Source organism: Ruegeria sp. BHSC029, from assembly GCF_059613085.1.
Genome location: NZ_JBXWRU010000001.1, coordinates 315726 through 337707 on the forward strand (window position 1 = coordinate 315726; position 21982 = coordinate 337707).

The following is a 21982-nucleotide window of genomic DNA, read 5'->3' on the forward strand; positions in this document are numbered from 1 at the left end:
CTGAGCCAACTCGGCGGTCGGTTTCGCAGGAGTAGCCGAGCAATGCCTTTAAGAGTGGTCAGATCAGCTTCTCGATCTAACATGGACAGACCGCTTGCCGTGATTACACACGATTCAACTCTCGCTAAACCTACGTCCAGAAGTAGATTGGCCGTTCCCGCAAGATCCAATGACGCGGCCATGTGTGTTGGTTTGTCCAGCGCCGCCACAACCCACGAATGAACGTCGGAGCAGTTCCTTACCCTAGCGCTAAAAGCCAAGAGAAAAACGGCATGACATCGGCCTCTGGTAGGTAGGTCACGCATTTCCAGCTGCGATATGAGCGGCAATTGCCTGATAGTCGTCGTCAAATGCTGGCGTGCCCCCTGAGCCTTCATCAGCTGACGGCAACGCAATTTGGACCAGTCCCGGATCGTCCATCAATAATGATAGTGCGCCTACTTTTTCCGCTAGCCTCCCATCTACTGAGTCGTCGATTGATCCTGCGCTTATTAGCAAAGTGAAACGTGTGACTACGTCCTGGGATAGCCCCAACCGATGGATGCGATCTTGGCTTTGGAGAAAATGCCCAGCGTTAAATGTTCTGTCCAAATAGACAGCATGATGGCACCAATGGTGAAGGCTAACGCCTTCACCACAGGCAGCGGGGTTCGCTAGGAGTACAGCGCAAGACGCGTCGTTCCGAAAGCGATCGAATTCACTTTCGCGAGTGATGACTCCAGGAGGAGCCATCTCGTCAGAGGGTACCCCGCCATGTACAATGGCTGGTTGATACTGACTCAAGAGGCGGGCGAGAGCCCTAAGGTTTTTTACGAAGCTGGACCAAATCAGTATTTTTTCGCCCTTTTCGGCCGCGTCTTTGACGATTGAGCAAACACGCTGGTACTTCCAGGGCTGTTCAAAGCTGCTGTAGCGAGCAAGCAAATCGGCCAACGGTTCATGGCCTTGAAGTTCCAACGGCGGATGCACAAACGCCGGATCATCACCTTCGTCCGAACCAGCGGTAAGCAACATTGGGTTAGTTGCGGCCTCCAGAAGATACATCACGATCCGCCCTAATCTTTGCATCTCGTGGCGCCCCCGGTCAGGAAGGGAAAATGTTGACCGATACTGGCCTAGCAGAGCGTCGTAAATCGCCGCTTGGATTGGCGGCATAGGTTCTCGTACCACTTCGAAACTGGTAGGGGGCAGATCCAACTCTGCTTTTGCCGTACGGACAAAATATCGTCTAATCGCGCTATTCGTTTCAATGAGCACGTGTTCATCACGTCCTTTGCGCTCGAAGTACGCGGCGTCGGGAAGCACCTGCCTATCTTGCCCCGGGAAAAGGAAACTTACTAGTGCAACCAAGTCGAAAGCACCTTGTGGTGCTGGGGTTCCGGTGAGTACGTCCCGACGACGAGCCGCGTAGGCTAGGTCAAGAACAGCTCTCCCGTGCACACCTGCTGCCCCGCGCTTGACCCGATGTGCTTCATCGAGGATCACTTGCGTCGGTTCAGCTGCCACGAAGGATCGGACGGTATCATAATCGCTCGCCGTACGATTGTAGTTGGATAGCAAGACCTCGGTATTTGCCGGTATGACCGTTCCTGCGCCAGCATGAATCAAGAGAAGCGGTGGCTTTTCAAAACAGGCAACAAGTTCCTCCTTCCATGCACCGAAGGCCGCGATCGGCCCAATTACGGCAAGGCGTCGGACGACACCACGAGCGCGCAGAACAGCATAGGCAGCTAGCGCGACAGTAGTCTTTCCTGCGCCCGGCACAGAAAAATCCGCACCATGAGGGAGGCTCACAAGCCTAAGTAGATTTCTTGTCTGGAAACGCCTGAGCTTCCGTTTGAACCCAGCTTGCGAGAGTTCGTTTTCTAGAGCATCAAGCGTCGCATCGTCTGCTGCTCCTCTTTCAACGACGCTTTCACGTGCGATGCGGTCTGACGCCATGGTACGGAGTTGGTCGGACAAAGTTGGGCCAGGCTGGACACGTTCACCAAAAACATCACGTAGTTCACGTAGGACGCTCAATTCCGAGAGGAAGACGTCCGCGTGAACGACTGTCCGAGAAGAAGATCCAGAGTCGATACCACGCGCCAAAGCCTCTTGAAGGCGCGCCCAAGCTCCTGGGTTCGCCTCTTCATCGCGCTCGATTATTACAGTAGGCCGGCCTTCGCGATACAGCTCAGCGGTGATCATTACAGTGTCTCTATTTGGTCGATGGCTGCCTTGACCTCAGCAATCTTGTCTTGGAACGCGTTCTCGTCCCACTCACTTTGAGATCTTGCCTTCGCTAGCGCGGCCCCGGCTCGGTTGATGTTTTCTTTTGCCAGGTCCAGCTTCTTAATTGGTGCGACAACTGCTTTCGCGTCCTTTACATTTTCACTCGCTTCTTTTGCAGCCGCATCGACCGCGCTCTTAACAGAAGTCAACAGCTGCTCAACTGCGACCTCCTCGCCAGTCGGCAAAGTAACTATTTCTTCAGGTTGTTGTGCAGCCAAAAAAGACAGAACAGGGTTGAGGTCTGGCGTATTTGATCCACTGCCTTCACCCAGAACATCATCCAACAAGTCAGACGAAGTATCATTGCCGCCATCAGAAGAACTGTTAAGAAGAGATTTCAAAAATAAATCATTAGAGAATTCTTCTCGCACAAATTCAACAGCGTCACTTCTCCGAAGATGCCTCAGATCGCGGTAATTTGTCCCCGCGAGTGTTCCAAGAAAATATACGCTACGAACGGATGCTGCTTCTTGCGGTGATTTGCCGCGAACATGGATTGCCAGTTCTCGAAAAGCGGAGTTGTTGCCGACAAAATCCGCATGAAATTTCTTCCCATTGGATAGTGCAACTAGCTGGTGAAGTTGCTGAAGTTTTTCATACTGCTCTTGAACTTCATCCTTTTCAAGGCGCATTCTTTTCGCAACTTTTTCCCAATTCTTGTTAGATGATTCAAATATCTCTTCTATTAGAAGGGCTTCATTTACCCACGAATATTCCTCCCGATAATCCTTTGAAACTTGTAGCTCTGTCTCAAGATCAATCAATTCGTCCTTTGTGGCGTCTACGGGCAGAACAAAGGCGCGGATGTAACGAGCATTTTCAACATGATTATCGAGCCAAAGCTTTCTTAACGCGGCCGCGCGGCGATTTCCATTTATAAGAATTCCCTCGGCCGTCACGACCGCAGGTTCTTGCTGACCTCGCTCTTTCAGATCCCCCTTAAGCTCTTCGAAACCGCCTTGGTCCGATAGGATTTTAAGTTGAATAGCTTGAGCCTGGTCTCCTAGTGGATCCTCAGTAAACAATGCTGTATTGCCGCTTTTGCGTATTTCGCGGTCCTGTTCGGCGCGTGTTCTATGATTCAGCGTTGAAAAACGCACCCATTCAATCGGCAAAGTTACGACGGGCAACTCCTTTTCCGGCCGAACCCATTGTGGCAAAAGCTGTTTACTAGCTTTTTGGGCTCGAAGGGCTAGAAAGCCCGCCCGCTCTTGGTCAATTACTGGGTTCAACGTGAATCACTCCTGTACATTGTTGATGCACCTGCGCCGTATCTGGTCGAGATAGTGGTCCGGGTTCCTCGCCCTCCCTTAAGGAAGCCAATATATCCAGTGAAGTGCGGGGCTTCCTGCTCGTCAATCCCAAAGGTCGACAAAAGAGCGACAGGGAACCGACGACTGCGCTCGCCCGACCAGTTCCAATTTGAGGTGTTGGGGTCTTCGAGATTGTTCCGTTCCGGCATCACCCATACACAAGGAGGCGGAATCATTCGCCCCCTTAGCTCAATGGCTTTCGTTATTTTGGGACATGGGCGAAGTGGGCTGCCACACATTGCATTGTGGAAAATAATTCCATCGATAGAGTCGCTATAGGCATCGGAGAAGAAGCGTTTTCGAAGGCGATTGACGCCCTTGGAGACGTGCTCACCTGGTTCATATTGTAGGCTGTCACACAGCCACCAAAGGTATGTTTCCTGAGCCCATTCCGGTGTTGACCAAGCAACGCTACTATGTGCTCCGTCAGGGCATCCCTTTTGAATAATTGCCACATTGCCGACGCCAGGAACTTGAAGACGGTACACCGTATCCTTTCCATACTCAGGCTTTTCAAACTCGCTGATGGCTCCGGAGGCTTTCATATATTTAAAAAGGTCAGTCAGAAACTCACGGCGATCCGCATTGCCAGCCGCTGTACTTCCTCGAATCCGTTGGATTGCAGCAGGTAGCGCGAGCTCGAAATCCTGAACAGTCAAACCATGTCTTTGTAGAAAAGCGTCGTCGCGCGCGATTGCTTTTACAGCCTCCGCGACGAGGTCGATAACCTCGTCGGGGGGGGCTCCTGGATGGTTGCAGGGGGTCGCGGTTTCGCCAGCCAAAGATTTTTCCTTCAAGTCAGGGGAATTGTTTTGCAATATCGGTTTGAAGTGATTTGGAAACGAGCGGAATACACGGGCTGTCCGTCTTATTTTTTGATCGGAGAAAGCTTTCAATTCGCTGCTTCAGTAGTTCTTGTTTCGTTTCACACTCCCACACCACCAGAATTTCCCATCCTCGGGCACGCAACTCCTCGATAGTGGATTTGTCGCGCTCTCGATTCCTTTGAATTTTTTTCTTCCAGTAATGGGCGTTGTTCTTGGGCTGGCGATTTCCGCGCTTACAGGTGTGCCCATGCCAAAAACAACCATGTACGAAGATCAGTTTTCGTCTTGGTCCGAATACCAAGTCAGGTTTGCCCGGCAGATCGGGGCGATGCAGGCGGTATCTATATCCGAGAGAATGAGCCAAGCGACGGACAATCATTTCTGGAGTCGTGTTTTTGTTTTTCACAGAGCGCATTATCCGCGATCGAAGGGGATCAACGCTAGTCATCAACGTTGCCTCTGCTCTCAGTCTCGACCGAAGCTGCTCCCCCCAACGCCTCGTAGCGTCGCTGTGCAAGCCACTGAAGCCTTTTGGCCTGCGTCAGCATCACTCGACGAAGTCCTCCTTGGACCTTACGCTCCGATATGACCTGAGCTAGCCGTGAGATGATTAGCGCTCGGCGTGCGATCCTGAAATCAGGGTGCGATCTGATCTTGTATACGTCATCCGACACGATCTTGCAGCGCCGCGATGGTGGGGCAATAACGTGGAGGCTAGGTGTCGGCGGGTCTTTCTCATTCAGAACAGCTTTGAAGGTGCTGTGCTTGATAGCTTGTTGATAGATGAGGTCTTCGAGGGCGTCGAGGTGCGCTTTGGCGTGCGCGTCGCCAGCGCCGGTGTCCTGAAACTCAGGTAACGGCCACACTTCAATTTCGTATACTTCGAAGGGATCGAGGACCGACATGGCGACAGCGTCAGTCCGTTGATTGGTCAAATGGCGACGAATTCGAGTGCTAATCTTTTCCTTCGTCTGACCGACATAGATCGGCTCGCCATCGTAGTCAAAGAACGCATAAACGCCCCACTTGAACTGACCAATGGGCCTATCACTCTCGGCTATGGGGTCATGGAATGGCTCTGCTATAAACGCCGCAAGATTCGCTCGCAGGTCCTCTGTCTCAAAGGGAGGGAAATTGGTATAGTCTTGGTTCCGATCTGTCATAAGCGGAACCTACTAACCTCACGCTACTAGAGCGAGTCTGTTTTTTATCAGAATTGGCTCGAAGATGCTTTCGGCTAGGTGTCTGACCACTGGCACTGCCACGCCGTCACCCGCGAGCTTATAGGCATCGTTGTAGCGAGAAGGCAAAACATAAGTGTCAGGCAGGCCCATAAGGGCAGCTGCCTCGCGCGGTGACAAAAGGCGAGAGCGAACCTTTTCTCCCTCAACCAACATGATCGTCTGACGACTTGAACCACCCGCTGGCGTTCGTAGGCATCCCGCGACCTCGTCAAATCTCACTTCCGCACGTTGGCGCTTAATCCCGGCCTCATCCGGGCGGGTTCGACGATAGATGGTTCCTACGACCTTGGTCTTCTGTTCCTTCGCCGCTTCAACTTTCTTCCGGTTGTGGTCAGTCATCATATCGAGAAGGTATTTGGTCTCTTCCTTCGTGTGCCACTTCACACCGGTTGGCTTCTCCTCGATCAAGCTGGACAGGTTAGTATTGCGCAACGGGGGCACAGGTAGGTTCCACCATATCCAACGCGCAGCGGCAGCCTTCGATAGCAAACGATGCCCTTCCACAAGCGCAGGAGGATGCCAAAGTGTCGATGGGTCGTTTTGTATGCGTTCATTTGGAATTCGAAGATCACCACGGACCCCGATCATGAAAAACCTCGGGCGTGATTGGGGAAGAAAATGAACAGCATCAACGACAACCGCTCCAAAGCGGTATCCAAGTCCTGAGAACGCAGCAGCCAAGGTCGCAAAATCACGACCGCCGTTGCTCGTGATCGCCCCGTAGACGTTCTCCAGGGCTATTATCTTTGGCCCGCGGCCTGACGCGTGCAGCTGTCTAACCAACTTCCAGAAGGGCTTGAACATACCGCTGCGTTTTCCGGCTAGTCCTTCACCTTTGCCCGCAAGCGACAGGTCTTGGCACGGGAATGAAGCCCACAGGAGGTCAGCCTTGCCGGGAATCTCATCTACGGTGACACTCGCAACATCCTTGAGCAGCAGTTCTTTGCCGCCGTGGTGGTTCGCGCGGTAACTTGCAGCTTTCTTGGCGTCGATGTCGTTGGCGAAAAGGCACTCCCAGCCTGCTTCAAGTCCGAAGCCTGCCATGCCTCCGCCAGCAAAAAAGTCATAATATGTGTGCTTCATGTCGCCCTCACCGCTACATGTAGTTTATCGCAGTGGATAGTATTTGTTTCAAGCCTAACAATGGCTCAACGTGATGAGCACGGTCTGCGATTTTGGACGCGTTGGCACTCCCAAACCCCTGGAAAGCATCTCGTCAGTCGAGCCAGCGTTACCTCTGGCTCCTGCCTGCGGTCCAAGATGCCTTCGATGGTGTCCCGTTCGAGTACGCGCCAGCAAGCTTTGATCGTGACGGCACAGCAGCGTGTCCGCCGGTCGTGGGATTTAGCATGGAGTTTCAGGCGCAGGCGGCCGAGGAACTAGCGTTGCAGGTAGACGGATCGGCTATCCTCGACATGATGGGGGCTACGCCGTCATGAGAGACCAGGCTCGGATGTGCAAACAAAATTCATACATGAAAAGAACCGTTGGTTTCCTACCTATTCGACAACGGGATAGAACGGCTTGCCCCAGTCTTCATTTGGGTTGTCCATCATGATGTCGAGGAACACAGGCATCAGAAACCCAAGGATTTCAGCGCCATCCCGAACCTGCTCCCGGTTAACGCCGCTGTTCCAGGTCGATCCTCCGTGGACTAGCTGATTTCGCAAGACGTACAACCGGTCGAATACGAAGCTCAGGACGCGTGCGGTGTCACCGGCCTGGAAGGACTGCGCGAAGGAGCGGGCCGAGGTCTTGAAACGATCCTCCCAATCCTCAAACCCCTCAATCCCGTTGTGGTATTGCCAGAAGGGATTGTACACATAGCGGTTTTCCATGAGCATCCGAACAGGGCCGGAAAACCGCTGCCACAGCGCCTTGTAGACGCGTTGGTCTCTATCAAGGGCGACCAGCCGACCGAAGTATTCGACGAAAGCAGCACGTTCTCCTGGGGCGACCGCCTGAAACTCCTGCTCGTCGGCGTAGGCCGCGTTGAACGCGATCCAAAGGAAAATGAAACGGGCATCATTATCCTCGCCGCACGCTTCGGCACGACCGATCCAACTGATGGCGCGATGAGTGCGCAGCCCCATGGTTTCGGGGAAGCCTTCGCGAATGGCGCGTTGTTTTGCTTTCAGGGCTGCATGATCAAGACCGTTTTTCATTTTTGATTCCCGTTCGACATCGTCATGGCAGAGCGTCAAAATCCGACCTCTGGTGGCCCGCAATCAATTCGCGCAAGCCTTGGGGCGCCAACACGTCCACCTTGTCGCCCCATTGATAGAGGTGCCATGCCATTTCCAGCCAGCCTGCTGCCTTGAACCTGACGATCAGGCTGCCATCGTCCTGAGGCTCGACAACTTGGGTTGGGTGGAAAAGGAATTCGGCGGCTCGCTCAGCGGCTTCCGGTGAGAAGCGCCACACGACTTCGCCGTATTGTTTGGGGTCTTGATAGACACCAAACGCCTGAGCGGCATAGGTCTCTAAGCAGAAACCCGAGGCGAGTTGAAAGCTCTCGTTCAAAACCTCCGCTTCATGTATCCGATCCATGCGGAAGTTCAGGATGTGTTCTCCACGCGCGGGTTGCCGTGCGACGAGATAGCTGCGGTGCCCCAGTAGCATGCCATGCGGCTCGATCACACGCGGCGCAGCACCCTGAGCGCCATAGCAGACGCGCAGCTTGAAGGGACCGCGCAGCGCTTCGATGACAGCATCCGTCACGGCAGGCATCAGTGTGACGGTAGGGCCTGGGCGCGTGACTTGTCCCAATCCAGCCAGCACTGCCTCTGCATCGGCTTCCGACCGAAGCGCGTCCCTCGGATTCAATCGTGCCAGCAACCCATCGCGGAGATCCTCCAATGCGCGTGAATGCCGTATTCGCCCTTCTTCGCGTGCGGTACGTGTCGCAATTTCTAGCGCCTCGATCGCCGTTTCCTGACGGGGCTGCAGTCGGTCTGGCAAGGGTGCGTCCATCCGCCAGTATCGCCGTCTTTCTGCATCGTCTGCGGTCGAAACGTTCACGAAAGTTGCTTCGAGAGCCTCAGTCATCCGTTGAGCGGTGCGATGCGACACATCGAACTCGGCGCAGATGTCCTCGAGGCTGACACCTCCCCGGCGGGACGCCGCCATTTGGGCAAGTCGGAGCAAATCCTGCGCTTTTGTAAAAGACATTTGATCTCCATGCCAGAAATTGACACCCTTAAACGGTATTGATGACCCTGCGGTCTGTCGAGGTGATTCCCTTGGAGATTGATTTGCATAGGTAATGGAGTAGCCATGAGGGATCTCGACGGTCGCATATTCTTGTCCGCAACGGATCTCATGCGCTTCACAGGCTGCGCACATGCGACCACCCTTGATCTGGCACATATGCGCGGAACGGGCCCGGAGCCGGGCGGCGACACCGAGGACGCAGCGCTGTTGCAAAAGCAGGGCGATGCGCATGAGTCGGCGCACCTTGCACATCTCAAGGAGGCCGGGCGCACGGTCATAGAAATCGAGCGCGGCAAACTTGGCGAAAACGCCGAAGCCACGCGCGCGGCGCTCGCCGCTGGTCCGAATGTGGTGTTTCAGGGCGCGTTTCTGTCGGGGAACTGGGGCGGCTGGTCCGACTTCCTGGAGCGTGTTGAGACCCCCTCAGCGCTCGGACCGTTCAGCTATGAGGTAGCCGACACCAAGCTGAAACGTCGGGCCGATCCCAAACATGTGCTTCAGCTGGTTCTTTATTCCGATCTGTTGGCGGAGATTCAGGGGGTGGTGCCCGAGTTTGCGCATGTCGAATTGGGCGACGGCACCCGCGCGACGCTGCGCCTGGCAGACTACTCTGCATATGCACGGATGGCGCGTGATCGGCTGGAAGCTTTCGTCGCCGATCCGCAGCCGACACGCCCGGTGCCATGTACTGATTGCGGTCTGTGCCGCTGGGCCGAACATTGCAACAGCGTCTGGCGCGCCGAGGACAGCTTGTTCAATGTTGCCAACATCAGTCGTGGTCAGGTGAAAAAACTGGAAGCGGCGGGCCTCCACACGTTGGAAAGTCTCTCAACGCTGGATCATCCAATCCGCGGCATGGCTGAAAACACGCAGGCCCGTTTGGTCACTCAAGCCCGCCTGCAGCAGGCCCGCAAAACCGGGGAGCCAGATTTCGAACTGCGGGCACCCGAGCCTGGCAAAGGCTTCGACCTCCTGCCGGAACCGCAGCCGGGCGACCTGTTCTATGACATCGAAGGCGATCCGCACTACGAGGGTGGCCTCGAATATCTGCACGGCATCTGGTTCGACGGGCAGTTCCAGGCGTTCTGGGCCCATGACCACGACGCAGAAGCGCGGGCATTGTCCGACTTGCTGGCCTTCTTTCGCGCGCGGATTTCGCAATACCCCACTGCGCGCATCTATCACTATGCGCCATATGAGATCACAGCGCTCAAACGCCTGACCACGAAATATGGGATCGGTGAGGCTTTCCTCGACCGGCTGCTAAGGGAATGCCGTTTCGTCGATTTGTTCGCCGTGGTACGCGGCGGGCTGATCGGATCGGAGCCGAATTATTCCATCAAATCGATGGAAGCATTTTACGACCGCAAGCGCGACGGCGAGGTCAAGACGGCGGGTGGCTCGGTCGTGGCCTATGAGCGCTGGCGCGAAACACAGGACCAGCAGATTCTGGACGAGATCGAGGATTACAACCGCGTCGACTGTATCTCGACCGAGGAATTGCGCGACTGGCTGGTTGGCATCCGGCCTTCTGGCCCTTGGCCAACACTTGCCCCTGACGCCGGAGATAAAGAGCTCGAAGAGGATGCCGATACGCAAGCATTGCGGAGCATGCTGGCAGAGTCCGGCTTGCCCGAGGCGCGGCAGGATTTGCTGTTCAACCTCGGCGTCTTTCACAGCCGTGAGATGAAGCCTGCGCAATGGGCTGTGTTCGATAGCGCTGCGAAGGACGAAGATGATCTGCTCGACGATCTCGATGCGCTTGGAGGGCTTGAGGCAGCGGGTCCTGTCGAACCCGTCAAGCGATCCTTCGCGCGCCGATATACCTATCCCGAACAAGAAACGAAATTGCGGAGTGGTAAGAAGGCGACGGTTCCAGTGTTTGGTAGCCCACCTACAACAGTCGGGATCGAGTCTATGGATCGCCGCGCCCGTCAGATCACCGTCAAAGCAGGCCCGGGCAAGGCCGACCTCTTGGCGGATCAACTGACGCTGCATCCGGACTGGCCGATCCAGACAGGTGTCATTGCCGGTGCTTTGCGTGATGTGATCGCCGATCAGTGCGGTGCGCGCCGGTACACGGCGGTGGATGACTTGCTGTCGCGTTCAGCGCCACGCCTCCGCTCCGGCCCAAGGGGTGATCTTCTGGGCGAGGCTGACCCCGTCGCGGGTACCATTGCCGAGGTGAATGACATGGATGGATCCGTCCTGCCGATCCAGGGACCACCCGGTACTGGCAAGACCTATGTGAGTGCACGCGCGATCCTGTCACTTGTCCGCCAAGGGTTCCGCGTTGGAGTCGCTTCGAATAGTCACGAGGCGATCCGCAATGTTCTGATGGGCTGTCTTCTCGCCCTCGAGGATGACGATCCCGACATCACGTTGGAAAACGCCGAACTGGCGCACAAGGTTGGCGGCGGTGAGGATGGGTATCCAGACGGTTTTTCCGGGATTACCCGCGCGCAGTCGAACGACGACCCAGCGCTGACCGATGCTCATGTCGTAGGCGGCACCGCGTGGTTCTTTTCGCGCGACGAAAATGTTCAGGCCTTTGATTGGCTTTTCGTCGACGAGGCCGGCCAGGTTGGACTTGCAAACATGGCTGCCATGGGCCGTGCCGCGCGAAACATCGTGCTTGTGGGCGACCCACGCCAGTTGCCGCAGGTCATTCAGGGAGCGCATCCCGAACCTGCGAACCTATCGTGCCTGGATTGGATGCTCGGTGAGCATGCGACGGTTCCACCCGAGCGGGGCATCTTCCTTCCCACATCCCGGCGCATGCACCCGGAGGTCTGTCGGTTTATCTCGGAACAGGTGTATGAAGGCCGACTGACCAGCCATTCTGATACAGCGCACCAATGCGTGACAGGCACGGAGCTCCCCGAAGCCGGAGCTTTCTGGGTACCTGTTCCGCATGAGGGCAATGCACAGATCGCACAGGAAGAAGTCGCCGCTATTGGCAAAACCGTTACTGAGCTCCTTGACGGCAGCTGGACGGAGAAGGACGGCAGCACGCGGCCGATGCGCGAGACGGACATCATTGTCGTCGCTCCGTACAACGCTCAGGTGAACGCTCTGCGGGATGCCCTTCCGTTGGGTGTTCGTGTCGGAACCGTGGACAAGTTTCAGGGGCAGGAGGCGCCGGTCTGCCTGGTTTCCATGACCGCATCTTCCGCCGAAGAAACCTCGCGCGGGATGGAGTTTCTGTTTTCTCTGAACCGCATCAACGTCGCGGTGTCACGCGCCAAGGGACTCGCATTGGTATTTGGAGCCCCGCGATTGCGTGAGGCGAAGTGCAATACTGTTGAGCAGATGCAGCTGGTGAATACACTGTGTGCTCTTCCTGTAGCGCTAGACTTTCAATTGGGTGTTGATCGGAGGTTTGACAGTGACTGAATTCAAGATACTACCACCAATTAGTGCAGTTTTAGACTTTCCAGCAGAGCTCCAAATACTTCGCGAAGCCTTAAAATTTTCGGAGCGTCTGTCGCTGCTCGGTCTAATCGCATTGTTGAACGCAGTCGCGCACGCTCAGACAGAGGTCTGAAACCATGGCCCACCACCCACCTGTCAATGAGCCGCCCACAGACCAAACAGACGGTACTTTGCTGACTCTCCAAAGATCCATGATCGAGACGCTGGCAGCAGATAAAATCCGCGGGTTTAGAGGAACCATCGGCGAAAATGGCGAGTACTTGGACGAGGTCTACAAAAGTAATGCAAGCCTGACCGCCAACGTCGCTTCGGACTATCGTGACCGCTTTTTGATCGAACTAATTCAAAACGCCTACGATGCTCATCCAATGCAGACTCGGGACGGTCGAATCGAGATAACGCTTGATTTGCGTTATGGGGCTGAGGGCACGATCTTCGTGGCGAACACTGGCCGGGCGTTCACCTCAGAGAATGTGAAGGACCTCTGCAACATCGGCCTTTCTCGGAAGCCGTTGGGCGAGTCGATCGGAAACAAGGGCCTTGGCTTTCGGAGTGTAGTACAGATCACAGACACGCCGAGGATCTATTCCCAGCAAACTGACGCTCCGAGACAAGATTCTTTTTCTGGTTTCTGTTTTAGGTTTGCCGGCGCGGCAGACTACCAGACGCTTATCGATGATCTGCGGCATCGTGAACTAGCGACACGAGACCTGCCAATTTTTCATATCCCAGTATGGCTGGATGAGCAAAACGAAGCAGTTCGCGCCTATGCTGGAGACAATTTTTCAACTCTCATAGAGCTACCGCTCCGCAATGTGGCTGCTCAGGGCGCAGTTAGGCGAGAAATCGAGGAACTGCGTACTCAGCAGGTTCCGATGCTCCTGTTTCTGGATCGCGTCCAATCATTGAATTTTCGGATTGTGGGCGCGGATGGCGAAACCGAAACAGAGTTTGTGTTCACTCGCTCAGAAGAAACAAAAGAGATTGCCGACATCACCATTTCCCGAGTGAATCTTGGAGCCGCGGGGACGTTACTCGTCGCACGCCGTGCCGTTGCAGAGCGTGTCATGAAGGAAGCCATCGCAGAGGCAATTTCGCAAAAGGAATTAAACGAGCATTGGGAAAGGTGGACTGGTCCTGGTGATATTGCGATTGCGGTCCGGCTCGATGCGCCGGTCGAAACATCGCGGCTTTACACATATCTGCCGATGGGTGAGCAGGCCGAAGCTCCTTTTCAAGGATACCTGCATGGCAGTTTCTTCCCTTCGTCGAACCGAAAACACCTGAACGCACGGAATCGGTTGAACGCGGTTTTATTGGAGGAAGCGACAGGCCTGGTATCCGAGGCGGTACATCAGATCGTCATGGACCCGGCTGGTATGCTCTCAAACTGGCTTTCAGATGATGAACGCTCCGCAGCTGTTGCAGACTTCATGTGCTGGGAGAAGGTTGGAAGTCTGGAGGCCGACGAAGATCTGGCGGAAGTTGTTGCGCTCAAAGTGGCAGAGGTCTTTGGATGTGAGGAATTTGACGACGCTCCCATTGTCCCGTGTTCGGAATCGGGGCCCGATGGCCTTGTCTTGACATGGAAGCCGCCGAAGTTCTCGCGCTTGTGGCCGGACAGCAGCGGTACGTTCTCTGCCAATAAGGCGGCGTACTTCGCGGCTGCTCTTGGTGTTTGGCCGATCTGGCACACGATAGCATCCCGGCACGATCGTTTGGACCACTATCTCTCAAACCATGCTGAAGGCTACGCTGGAGAGCCCGGTGGAGAAGAACGTGCGCGGCTTGTTGAAAGCGTGGCCAAAAGGCTCCACAAAAATAGCCGAACAGCCAAGGCCAGTTGGCAGGAGTATTTCTTACAGATTCCAGATTTCATGGGCAGTGATGGAAATCTCTTAGCGGGGCTTTCTGTGCTTATTGGAGACGACGGGCAACTTCACGCTGCCATGTCGCCACCACCCGAAGCAGAACGGAGTTCGCGGCCTTCGCGCAGGCGTCGCAAACTTGAGACTGCAATATTTTCTCCTCCCGACCCGCGCCGGTCAGAAACGGATGAAGACCTAGAAATCGATCCGCCAAAGAAACTTTCTGAGCGTTTCGGTTTCTTGTCGAGCGCTTATCCTTGGCATCGGGAACTGTCCGGGACACGTGCTTATCTCGAGAAGCACAAACTCGTGGAGGAGTTTGATCGCGAAGCAATACTCGCGCATCTTTCTCGAACACTGCGAAGTGAGCGTAACAAAGAAGTTCTGAAGGGCGGCTTGCGTTGGGCGTTTCATTTATGGCGGCAGCCCCGCGCAGCCAACCGATCTTTTCGATTGCAGCCTCAACACCGGTTTCGGGTGCCGACACTCGACGGTCGATACATCGAGGCGAGAGAAGCTGTGTTCTCGGAAGGATGGCCCAGCCGGACCTCGGGGGAGCTGCTTCAGAATTTCCTTGATGCCGCTCCGTCGAATATTCCCGACCTAGATGCTTTGTCCTCTCGCCGACTGGCAGCACCCGATCATCTAGCTTTTCGGAACAAGCAGATCGAGGATTGGGTGGAGTTTTTGACCGAACTCGGGGTTGAAAGTGGCATTAGGCTCGAGCGAAAATCATCGAAGAAAAACCGTTTTCGAGCAAACGAGATCAGTAGCTTTTCATTTGTTGAAGACTATGGGATGCCGCAAGCATTCGGCGAAGTTTGGCAGGAGAGCATCAGGTCTTCGGATCCGTCGCTCCTCAATCTTCCATCTACCACAGAATACGTGATCGATGGCGAAATTCACTGGCTGCCTGGGCAAGCTGACGTGGATTCCTTTTCTCCTGCGTGCAAGACACTGTACGCCCGACTGATCCTTGATTGGTTGGCGAAAACACCGGAGTTAGCGTGGGAGCTTGAAGTTCACCATCACTTTTCGCGTTGGGCGGATCGCCGAAACTGGCCCACGCCGCTTGCGGCGTTCCTACGCTCGTCGAACTGGTTGCCAGTAGAGGATTTCGGGCACTCTGACCTTGGCCAAGTGGCTGCTACGCCATCTGATGTCTGGTTGAACGATGCCGACGGCGAACGATTTCTGTCATACCTTCCGAGACCAGTTCGAGAGGTCAGGCGAATACTCGAGCGATCAGGGAATGACCTTTTCCAGAAATTACGGGAACGAACGGGTCTTCGCATTCTCGGCGACCCTGACACTTTGGCTGATCAGCTTGCTTTCCTCGCAGAGCACTTCAGTAGTGAGGGACTTGACGATCATTTCAGACCACGATTGCTTAACCTTTATTTTCGAACATGGAGGCAGTTCCTCGCGCTCGTAGAAGACGGCACGGAAGATCCGCGCGAAACCGTAGTTCCTGTGGAGATCTTAGTTCAAAAACAGAACAGTAGAGTATCTGTGAACATGTTTGACGAGGACGAAGATCAGGGCGAAATCGTATATATCTGCGACACCGAAAGGGAAAGCGATGCGGGTCTCCTAGCCGCCAGTGGGCAAGCATTCTTTCAATTGAAGGAGAGCGAGCCGGAACGAACTGGAGAGCTCTTCGAGGCGTTCTATGGTGCGCGTATTAGGCGCATGTCCCGTGTCGATTACACGCTTCGTGCTGATGGAAATTCTATCGATGACGCGAAGAAGACACCAATCCTCGAGGTTTGCCCTATCTTTCGGCCTATGCTGGCAGTCGCGATAGAAGCCCTCATCGGTACCGATGCGCAACGCCTTCCATCCGACCGTTCTGAACTACTGGCGAAACTTGAACGAATAAGTCTCGCAAAAGCATCTACGTTAGGCTTCGTTGTCGACGGTATCGGCATCTCGCCGGAGCAGATAGCCTCTCAGGCCTTTAGTCTGACTGCTGAAAATGGGCAGTCCGTTGTTTTAGTGGGGAGTGGTGAGGAGTGGAACTGGGAGCTCGTCGATCGGTGTATCCCTGCGATCTGTGAGGCTCTGGGACAGCGTGCTCTCGCTCCACATCTCAGGTTACTCCTAGCTCACATCAGCCGCGACGTTCCGCTTGCCGATCCGCAAGCATATCCCGGAATAGATGTCAGACGCATGGCCGAACTTCTGCAGCTTTCCGCCTCTTCGACGACGGCTGCAACTACTACGCTGAATGCTGGCCTTGAACGCCAGGCGCCTTGGATACGTGCCGTTCTCTACCATGTTGCGGGCCATTCTGTGGTCGATGCGTTTGATAGAGAGTTCGACCACACGTTTAAGGACGAAGGGCTGCTGCGGGCCACACTGACGAAATTGCTTCTGCAGACCTCCATCGATGTCGGCGAACTGTTGGTAGTCTGCCGCACTGCGTTGGGTCCGGGTGATTTTCGAGAAGGCCTTGGTTTTGATTTCGCTGAATTCAATAAGAGCCTAACTGCTGTTGGCTTGGAACCCGAGACATATCCCGAGCAACATGCCTGGTGTCTTGAGAATTTCTTACGGCAGCGTGAGATCGAAATCACTGAGTGCCTTATTTCGGCTTACGCAGAAAAGCTGAATTTGATGCAGCCCGCGGATGGCTACGCAGTGACCAGAGATGCTATTCGCACACTGAAACCAGATCCGGCTTGGCTTCTTCGGTTCAAAGAGCCTCCAAACTCGGAGATGGAAGTATTGGTGAACGCGTGGCTCGACCTTCAAGGTGCGCCGCCGCTGGGCGATCAGTTTACGACGCCTTCAACCCTGGTACAGGTCCGTGACCATAATCGGAAATTCCTTTCTGACTTCATTCGGAGAGCGCTGCCAATTCTTCGAGCTTGGTGCGCAAAATTCCAACCAGAGAGGCGCCCTGACGCTTTGATCGAGAAAGACGGAGTCGATGATCTCCGCAAACGACTGGATAGTATCGGCGTGTTGGATTTTCGCATGCTTGATGACACTTCGGCTGCAAAGTGGCTTCAGATCTTGGACCTTTGGCCTGTCGGTATGCACCATTCACTTGACCTCAACGAGCTTAAGCTGTCCGAGGATGATGTTAAGGACGAGAGCGTGAAGGCTCGGGAAGCGAAAGAAGAGCGCAAGCGCGAGGCGCGCCTAGTTGAATTCAATGGGAAACTGATTGATCCGACGGAGGTCGATCTTTTTGCTCTGTCAGATGAACTACAGCAGTCGCTTTCAGCGGAGGTGCTAGGCAGCGCTTTGAGCTCGTCTGCTGACTTGGAAAAGGTTCAGCACGATAACGATACGCCCAAGACTGGACGCGAACGAAACAGCGGAAAGAAAAAGGGGCGGCGACCTCGTGTCCCTGAGGAAAAGACTGAACTGATCGGTCGATTGGGCGAGATGATTGTATACCATTGGCTGAAGCGTATCCTAAACAAACAGGATATCGACTCCGCATGGGTTTCGGAGAACGGAGCCTTGATCACTGGTCGCGATGGGAACGATGGGCTCGGTTATGATTTTGAGGTCACTTACAGGAACCAGACCTGGCAGATTGAGGTCAAAGCCAGTGTGGATGACCCTCAGTCTTTTGAAATCGGGGAAACTGAAGTGAGGGCAGCGCGATTGGCTGCTCGTGCGCGCAGTGGCGTTCAATACAAGATCGCATATGTCAGTCATGTTGCAGAACCAGCCCAGACTAAAATAGAAATGCTTCCCAATCCCATGACCGACGAAGGCGCACATGTTCTTGAGCTTCGTGGTGAGGGAATAAGATACGGGTTTCAAAGAAAATAACTGCGTACCAACGGCACTTGGCCTTGGCCGATGTTCTTCGTAGGCCCAGAGAAGGTTGGATTTCAGTCCCGTCCCCTCCGCCATTCACCTTGAATACCCACAGTTTTTGCGCACCGCGCGGGATCGGCAGTGTTTTGGCCCGGACACCTTGGGCGAACATATGTTGTGCGCTGGGATCCGTACTGCCGGGCGGTGAGGCGGTGTACCGGGATTGTTACGTATCGGGGAACTGCACGGCCAGTTCTGTGCTTTTAGGGACGGCTTGGCAGGTCAGAACTTCACCGCGTGCGATGTCGTTCTGGTCGAGGGCCATGTGCGCCCGCATTTGAACCTGACCCTCTGCCCGAATTGCGCGGCATGCACCGCAGACGCCTGACTGGCAGCTGAAGGGCGGCGCCAGTCCCGCTGCAATGGCGGCCTCCAGGATCGTTTGCCCGGCCTCAATGGGCACATCGCGGGTTTTCCCATCCAGCGTCACCCTCGCTGTGGCCGCCATGCCGGATTGGTTCATGTCCTGAACTGGGTCGGCGCCGAAGCTTTCCATGTGGATGCGAGAATCGGGCACATCCAGCGCGTTCAGCGCTGCCCGGACGTCTGAGTTCATGCTGCCAGGGCCGCAAATCCAATACTGGACGTCCTGTGCGATGGGGGGTGACTCTTCGATTGCCGCCTTGATCGCATCCGTGTCAACGCGGCCGGTTCGCCAGGGGCTGAACCAGCTCAACAGCGATCGAGATGACAAGACATGGCGCAAGGTGAACCGGTATGGGTTGGCCTCGACAAGGGCGTCCAGCGTTTCCCGAAACAGAATCTCATTCTCGGACCGGTTGCCGTAGATTAGATGGGCGACGGAATGTGGCTCGTGGTCAAGCACGGCTCGGATCATCGCATAAAGCGGAGTCAACCCGCTGCCCGCGCCAAAAAAGTAGTGCGTGCGTCGTTCAGTTGCGTTGGGTTCCAGCGTGAAGCGGCCAAAGGGTGGCATCGCCTCGACCGCATCTCCGGCGCGCAGGGTGTCGCCGATCTGGTTCGACACCAATCCTTCGGAAACGCGTTTCACGGTGATCCGCAGCGCTTCGTCTGGCGGGTTTGAGATGGTGTAGCAGCGTCGCTGCTCTTTCCCGCTCAGGCCGAAGCGCAGTGTCAGATGTTGGCCGGGGGACCAGCGAAACAGCTCAGTCAGGGCTGGTGGTACGTCCAGCACGACGGTGGTTGCTTCGCCACCGATTTCAGGCCGGATTTCAGCCACGGACAAGGGGAAGAATTTGCGGGTCACGAGTGGTCCTTTCCCGAGCAAAAGACGGCCATCTTCAGTCAGCGATAATCCATGGTGGTGTGCAGGTCGCGGATCACCCATTTTCGGCCTTTGCGCGTCAGCGAAAAGCGGTCGGTTTGCGCCATCGTACCTGCGTGACCCTGCCAGTCGTACTTGACTGTGGTGACCGCTGTTGCCGTGGCGCTGCCCGGCTCTTCCGTGATCACGATCCGCGGGGGTGAGCGCTCTGTTTCCACATACCCCTGCAGCTCTGGGACAGGTTCAAAGCCGGGGTCGCCCTTTCGCTGGGCCCAATCGGCCACCGAATAGCTAAAGTGATCATCCGGCTGGCCCTGACCATATTTTACGGTGATCTTGTGGATCGCTTCGGGATCCCAGTCGCTCCACGCGATCTGAGAGTTGGGGACAGATAGCTGACGTTCGGCAACCGCCTTCGGGTCGCCGCCGGGCGCGGCGAGAGCCAGTCCGCCTGCCAGGGCGATCCCAACCAAGCTGGCAAGAATGCGAAGTCTCACAGGATGACCTTTGGGTTCTGGGCAGTTGGGCGCGGGATGATTGGTGCCGGCCCAGGGATGGCGTTTGGGGAGAGTGTTTTGGGCCTGGTCATGTCTCGGCCTCAACTTTCGTCATGAAGTCCATAACAACTTGCTGATGCTGCAAAACCGGGCCTTCTCCGACAGAGGCGGGGCCGACTTCAAACAACGGGCTTGCCAAGGATTTCTGTTGCTGTTCGCAGGCATAGACATCTTCGGCCGTGAAATCGCCCGATGCCATCGGGTCATCTTTGCCCAACGCATCGTCGCTTTTGTATTTCGGGCCACCGAAGTCACGCCAGAACGCATAAGATGACCATTGCTGCTGCGAGTACTCCCAAGCCGACGCGCTGGCCAATCGGGTGCGGTTTTCCACGCGTGTTCGGTCGGGCGCAAGCGGCGTGATGATGAAGATGTTCCAGCTGTCTTCACTGCCTGCCAGGCCAATGCCCGGAAACAGCATCGGCACCCAGGCGCCAACATGCGGTTTCGGGATTACCCGCGGAGTGGGCAGGTTTTTCTCGAGCGCGCGGGCATAGTCTGACGCGGGCGGCTCCCAAAAATGATAGTGTGGACCTTTCCAGCCGTATTCGGCGCGACCGTGGTCATACATGTGAAGCGTGTTCGAATGCAGGTGGCTCAGGTGGAAGACGTCGATGTAGTTCTCAACCACGATCTTCCAGTTGGCGCGGATCTCATAGCTTTGGCGGGCTTCGCCGTATTCGACCAATTCTTCGGGCTTGTGCGGGCCCAGCAACGGATCCACGGGCCCGAACCACTCCGCAAGGCTCGGCGCCTGCGGGTTAGGGTGCACGAAGATCATCCCGCGCCAGAGATCGACGCTTGCGGGTTTCAACCCGAGGCAAGATTTGTCGATGCCGTCAGGATATTCGCGGTCTTCATCCGGGACCGAGATCAGGTTGCCTTCCAGATCGTAGGTCCAATCGTGATAGGGGCAGGTCAGTGCCTTCTGTGTTTTGCCCACTGCACGGATCAATTGGGTTCCGCGGTGACGGCAGATGTTGTGGAACGCCCGCAGCCGACGGTCGCGCCCCATTACGACGAAGATGTTGTGCAAACCTGCCTGGACCGAGATGTAATGTCCGGGCTCGGGTACATCCTCGGCAAACCCGGCATATCGCCAGGTGCGAGAGAAGATCAGTTCTTGCTCGCGGCCGTACCAGTCCTGCGCTGTATAGGCAGAGGCGGGAAGCCGGTGATACATTCGTGTCATGAAAACCTCTCAGACCAGTCAGGCCGGATAGTCGGCCGGTGCGATGTCGGCGGTAACCATCAGGCCGCCGAAGACCATCCAAAGAACAGTAACGGTCCAGAACAGGAGTGGATCGGTTTCGCGGTTGACGGTATTGATCAGGAAAGCTTGGCCGCTGCGGATCGACGGTATGGCCCACCAGAGGAATACCAGCCCCCAGGGCCATTGGAGCCCCAGCCATGTGGCCACCAAAAGAACGGGTAGGGCTGCGTAGTTGATCAGTCTGGGGAGATTGATCATGCGTCACTCTCCAAGCTTGCAAGCAACGCCAGCGCCGCCGCTTTCAGATCGTCGCGCCACTGAGCTGGCGGTGAAATCGGGACAAGCGCGTCGATGTTCTGAGCGCAAGCGGTTACTCCATGGGCGACGGCCCGAATGCGTTCGGGAGGTGCCGATGGATAGGCGCGGGCCAGATTGCCTTCGATGACGGCCAGAAAGTCGGCGTAGCTTTGGGTCAGTTTGGGGCCCAGGTCAGGAATGCGTTCTGCGGCCGTTGCCAAAGCCTGCCAAGCCAGCATCAGCCGGGGATCATGTCCGTGCCCGTCGTCAAACAGGGCATCAATCAGCTCAGATGGTTCACCCTGCGACCCGAAGTGAACCGAGACCGCCTCTGTAACTTCGGCAAAAGCGTTGATCACGTGGTCTGCCAATGCCGCCGTCATGTCATCCCGGTTTCCCAAGTAGTGGCGCAACAAGGGCCGTTTGACACCAGCCTCCGCCGCGATGCGTTCTTGTGTTGCGCCTTCCAATCCGAAACGGGCCACACAGGTCAGGTAGGCATCGAGTATTTCAGCGGATCGTTGGTCTTTGAGCGTAGGCCGGGGCATTGGGGTTCCTTTATTGTCATTTTTGACAAATAACTACAACGGATAAATTGTCAATAATGAAAATTAACAAAAGCAGGGTTGAGGGCAGGCCAAAATCAGCCTGT

At 55.6% G+C, this 21982-nt stretch carries 15 protein-coding genes; 2 read left to right on the top strand and 13 right to left on the bottom strand.

The window, feature by feature from the left end; translation table 11 throughout:
* Positions 1-297: 297 nt before the first annotated feature.
* From AC2FML_RS01480 to AC2FML_RS01515, 8 genes are all read right to left on the bottom strand, one after another.
* Positions 298-2190 (bottom strand): DEAD/DEAH box helicase, encoded by a 1893-nt coding sequence (locus AC2FML_RS01480; RefSeq protein WP_496781665.1) that lies wholly within the window; start codon positions 2188-2190, stop codon positions 298-300.
* A complete protein-coding gene (locus tag AC2FML_RS01485; RefSeq protein WP_496781666.1) occupies positions 2190-3506 on the bottom strand; it encodes a ParB N-terminal domain-containing protein in 1317 nt (438 codons plus the stop codon). Before AC2FML_RS01485 ends, AC2FML_RS01480 begins: the two co-directional genes overlap by 1 nt.
* Positions 3503-4369, bottom strand: coding sequence for a hypothetical protein (locus AC2FML_RS01490; RefSeq protein WP_496781668.1), 867 nt, complete (start codon positions 4367-4369; stop codon positions 3503-3505). Before AC2FML_RS01490 ends, AC2FML_RS01485 begins: the two co-directional genes overlap by 4 nt.
* Positions 4370-4385: 16 nt before the next feature.
* Positions 4386-4862: a very short patch repair endonuclease gene (locus tag AC2FML_RS01495; protein ID WP_496781670.1), complete on the bottom strand. Its 477-nt coding sequence runs from the start codon at positions 4860-4862 to the stop codon at positions 4386-4388.
* Positions 4855-5577 (bottom strand): GIY-YIG nuclease family protein, encoded by a 723-nt coding sequence (locus tag AC2FML_RS01500; protein WP_496781672.1) that lies wholly within the window; start codon positions 5575-5577, stop codon positions 4855-4857. Before AC2FML_RS01500 ends, AC2FML_RS01495 begins: the two co-directional genes overlap by 8 nt.
* An 18-nt stretch (positions 5578-5595) precedes the next feature.
* A complete protein-coding gene (locus tag AC2FML_RS01505; RefSeq protein WP_496781674.1) occupies positions 5596-6741 on the bottom strand; it encodes a DNA cytosine methyltransferase in 1146 nt (381 codons plus the stop codon).
* Between the two features lie 416 nt (positions 6742-7157).
* On the bottom strand, positions 7158-7823 hold the full coding sequence (locus AC2FML_RS01510; RefSeq protein WP_496781676.1) for a hypothetical protein: 666 nt from the start codon (positions 7821-7823) through the stop codon (positions 7158-7160).
* A gap of 22 nt (positions 7824-7845) precedes the next feature.
* Complete coding sequence (locus tag AC2FML_RS01515) at positions 7846-9096, bottom strand: helix-turn-helix transcriptional regulator (RefSeq protein WP_496782008.1); 1251 nt, start codon at positions 9094-9096, stop codon at positions 7846-7848.
* Between AC2FML_RS01515 and AC2FML_RS01520 the strand changes: the two genes are divergently transcribed.
* On the top strand, positions 8980-12267 hold the full coding sequence (locus tag AC2FML_RS01520) for a TM0106 family RecB-like putative nuclease (RefSeq protein WP_496781677.1): 3288 nt from the start codon (positions 8980-8982) through the stop codon (positions 12265-12267). The two genes, AC2FML_RS01515 and AC2FML_RS01520, sit on opposite strands and share 117 nt — an antisense overlap.
* Positions 12268-12497: 230 nt before the next feature.
* Positions 12498-17969, top strand: a complete 5472-nt coding sequence (locus AC2FML_RS01525; protein ID WP_496781678.1) for a sacsin N-terminal ATP-binding-like domain-containing protein — start codon at positions 12498-12500, stop codon at positions 17967-17969.
* A gap of 214 nt (positions 17970-18183) precedes the next feature.
* Here AC2FML_RS01525 and AC2FML_RS01530 read toward each other — a convergent pair whose 3' ends face one another.
* The 5 genes from AC2FML_RS01530 to AC2FML_RS01550 form a co-directional block, all read right to left on the bottom strand.
* Positions 18184-19245: a 2Fe-2S iron-sulfur cluster-binding protein gene (locus AC2FML_RS01530; protein WP_496781679.1), complete on the bottom strand. Its 1062-nt coding sequence runs from the start codon at positions 19243-19245 to the stop codon at positions 18184-18186.
* A gap of 38 nt (positions 19246-19283) precedes the next feature.
* Complete coding sequence (locus AC2FML_RS01535; RefSeq protein ID WP_496781681.1) at positions 19284-19760, bottom strand: hypothetical protein; 477 nt, start codon at positions 19758-19760, stop codon at positions 19284-19286.
* 88 nt (positions 19761-19848) lie between these two features.
* A complete protein-coding gene (locus AC2FML_RS01540) occupies positions 19849-21012 on the bottom strand; it encodes an aromatic ring-hydroxylating oxygenase subunit alpha (protein WP_496781682.1) in 1164 nt (387 codons plus the stop codon).
* A gap of 18 nt (positions 21013-21030) precedes the next feature.
* Entirely contained in the window at positions 21031-21291 is a 261-nt protein-coding gene (locus tag AC2FML_RS01545) for a hypothetical protein (RefSeq protein WP_170339481.1), read from the bottom strand.
* Entirely contained in the window at positions 21288-21878 is a 591-nt protein-coding gene (locus AC2FML_RS01550; protein ID WP_170366994.1) for a TetR/AcrR family transcriptional regulator, read from the bottom strand. The genes AC2FML_RS01545 and AC2FML_RS01550 overlap by 4 nt, the downstream gene beginning before the upstream one ends.
* Positions 21879-21982 lie beyond the last annotated feature (104 nt).

Coding starts and splice junctions, on each gene's coding strand:
- AC2FML_RS01480 (WP_496781665.1), bottom strand. CDS start 2,190: ATGATCACCGCTGAGCTGTATCGCGAAGGCCGGCCTACTGTAATAATC.
- AC2FML_RS01495 (WP_496781670.1), bottom strand. CDS start 4,862: ATGACTAGCGTTGATCCCCTTCGATCGCGGATAATGCGCTCTGTGAAA.
- AC2FML_RS01500 (WP_496781672.1), bottom strand. CDS start 5,577: ATGACAGATCGGAACCAAGACTATACCAATTTCCCTCCCTTTGAGACA.
- AC2FML_RS01505 (WP_496781674.1), bottom strand. CDS start 6,741: ATGAAGCACACATATTATGACTTTTTTGCTGGCGGAGGCATGGCAGGC.
- AC2FML_RS01510 (WP_496781676.1), bottom strand. CDS start 7,823: ATGAAAAACGGTCTTGATCATGCAGCCCTGAAAGCAAAACAACGCGCC.
- AC2FML_RS01520 (WP_496781677.1), top strand. CDS start 8,980: ATGCGCTTCACAGGCTGCGCACATGCGACCACCCTTGATCTGGCACAT.
- AC2FML_RS01525 (WP_496781678.1), top strand. CDS start 12,498: ATGATCGAGACGCTGGCAGCAGATAAAATCCGCGGGTTTAGAGGAACC.
- AC2FML_RS01540 (WP_496781682.1), bottom strand. CDS start 21,012: ATGACACGAATGTATCACCGGCTTCCCGCCTCTGCCTATACAGCGCAG.
- AC2FML_RS01545 (WP_170339481.1), bottom strand. CDS start 21,291: ATGATCAATCTCCCCAGACTGATCAACTACGCAGCCCTACCCGTTCTT.
- AC2FML_RS01550 (WP_170366994.1), bottom strand. CDS start 21,878: ATGCCCCGGCCTACGCTCAAAGACCAACGATCCGCTGAAATACTCGAT.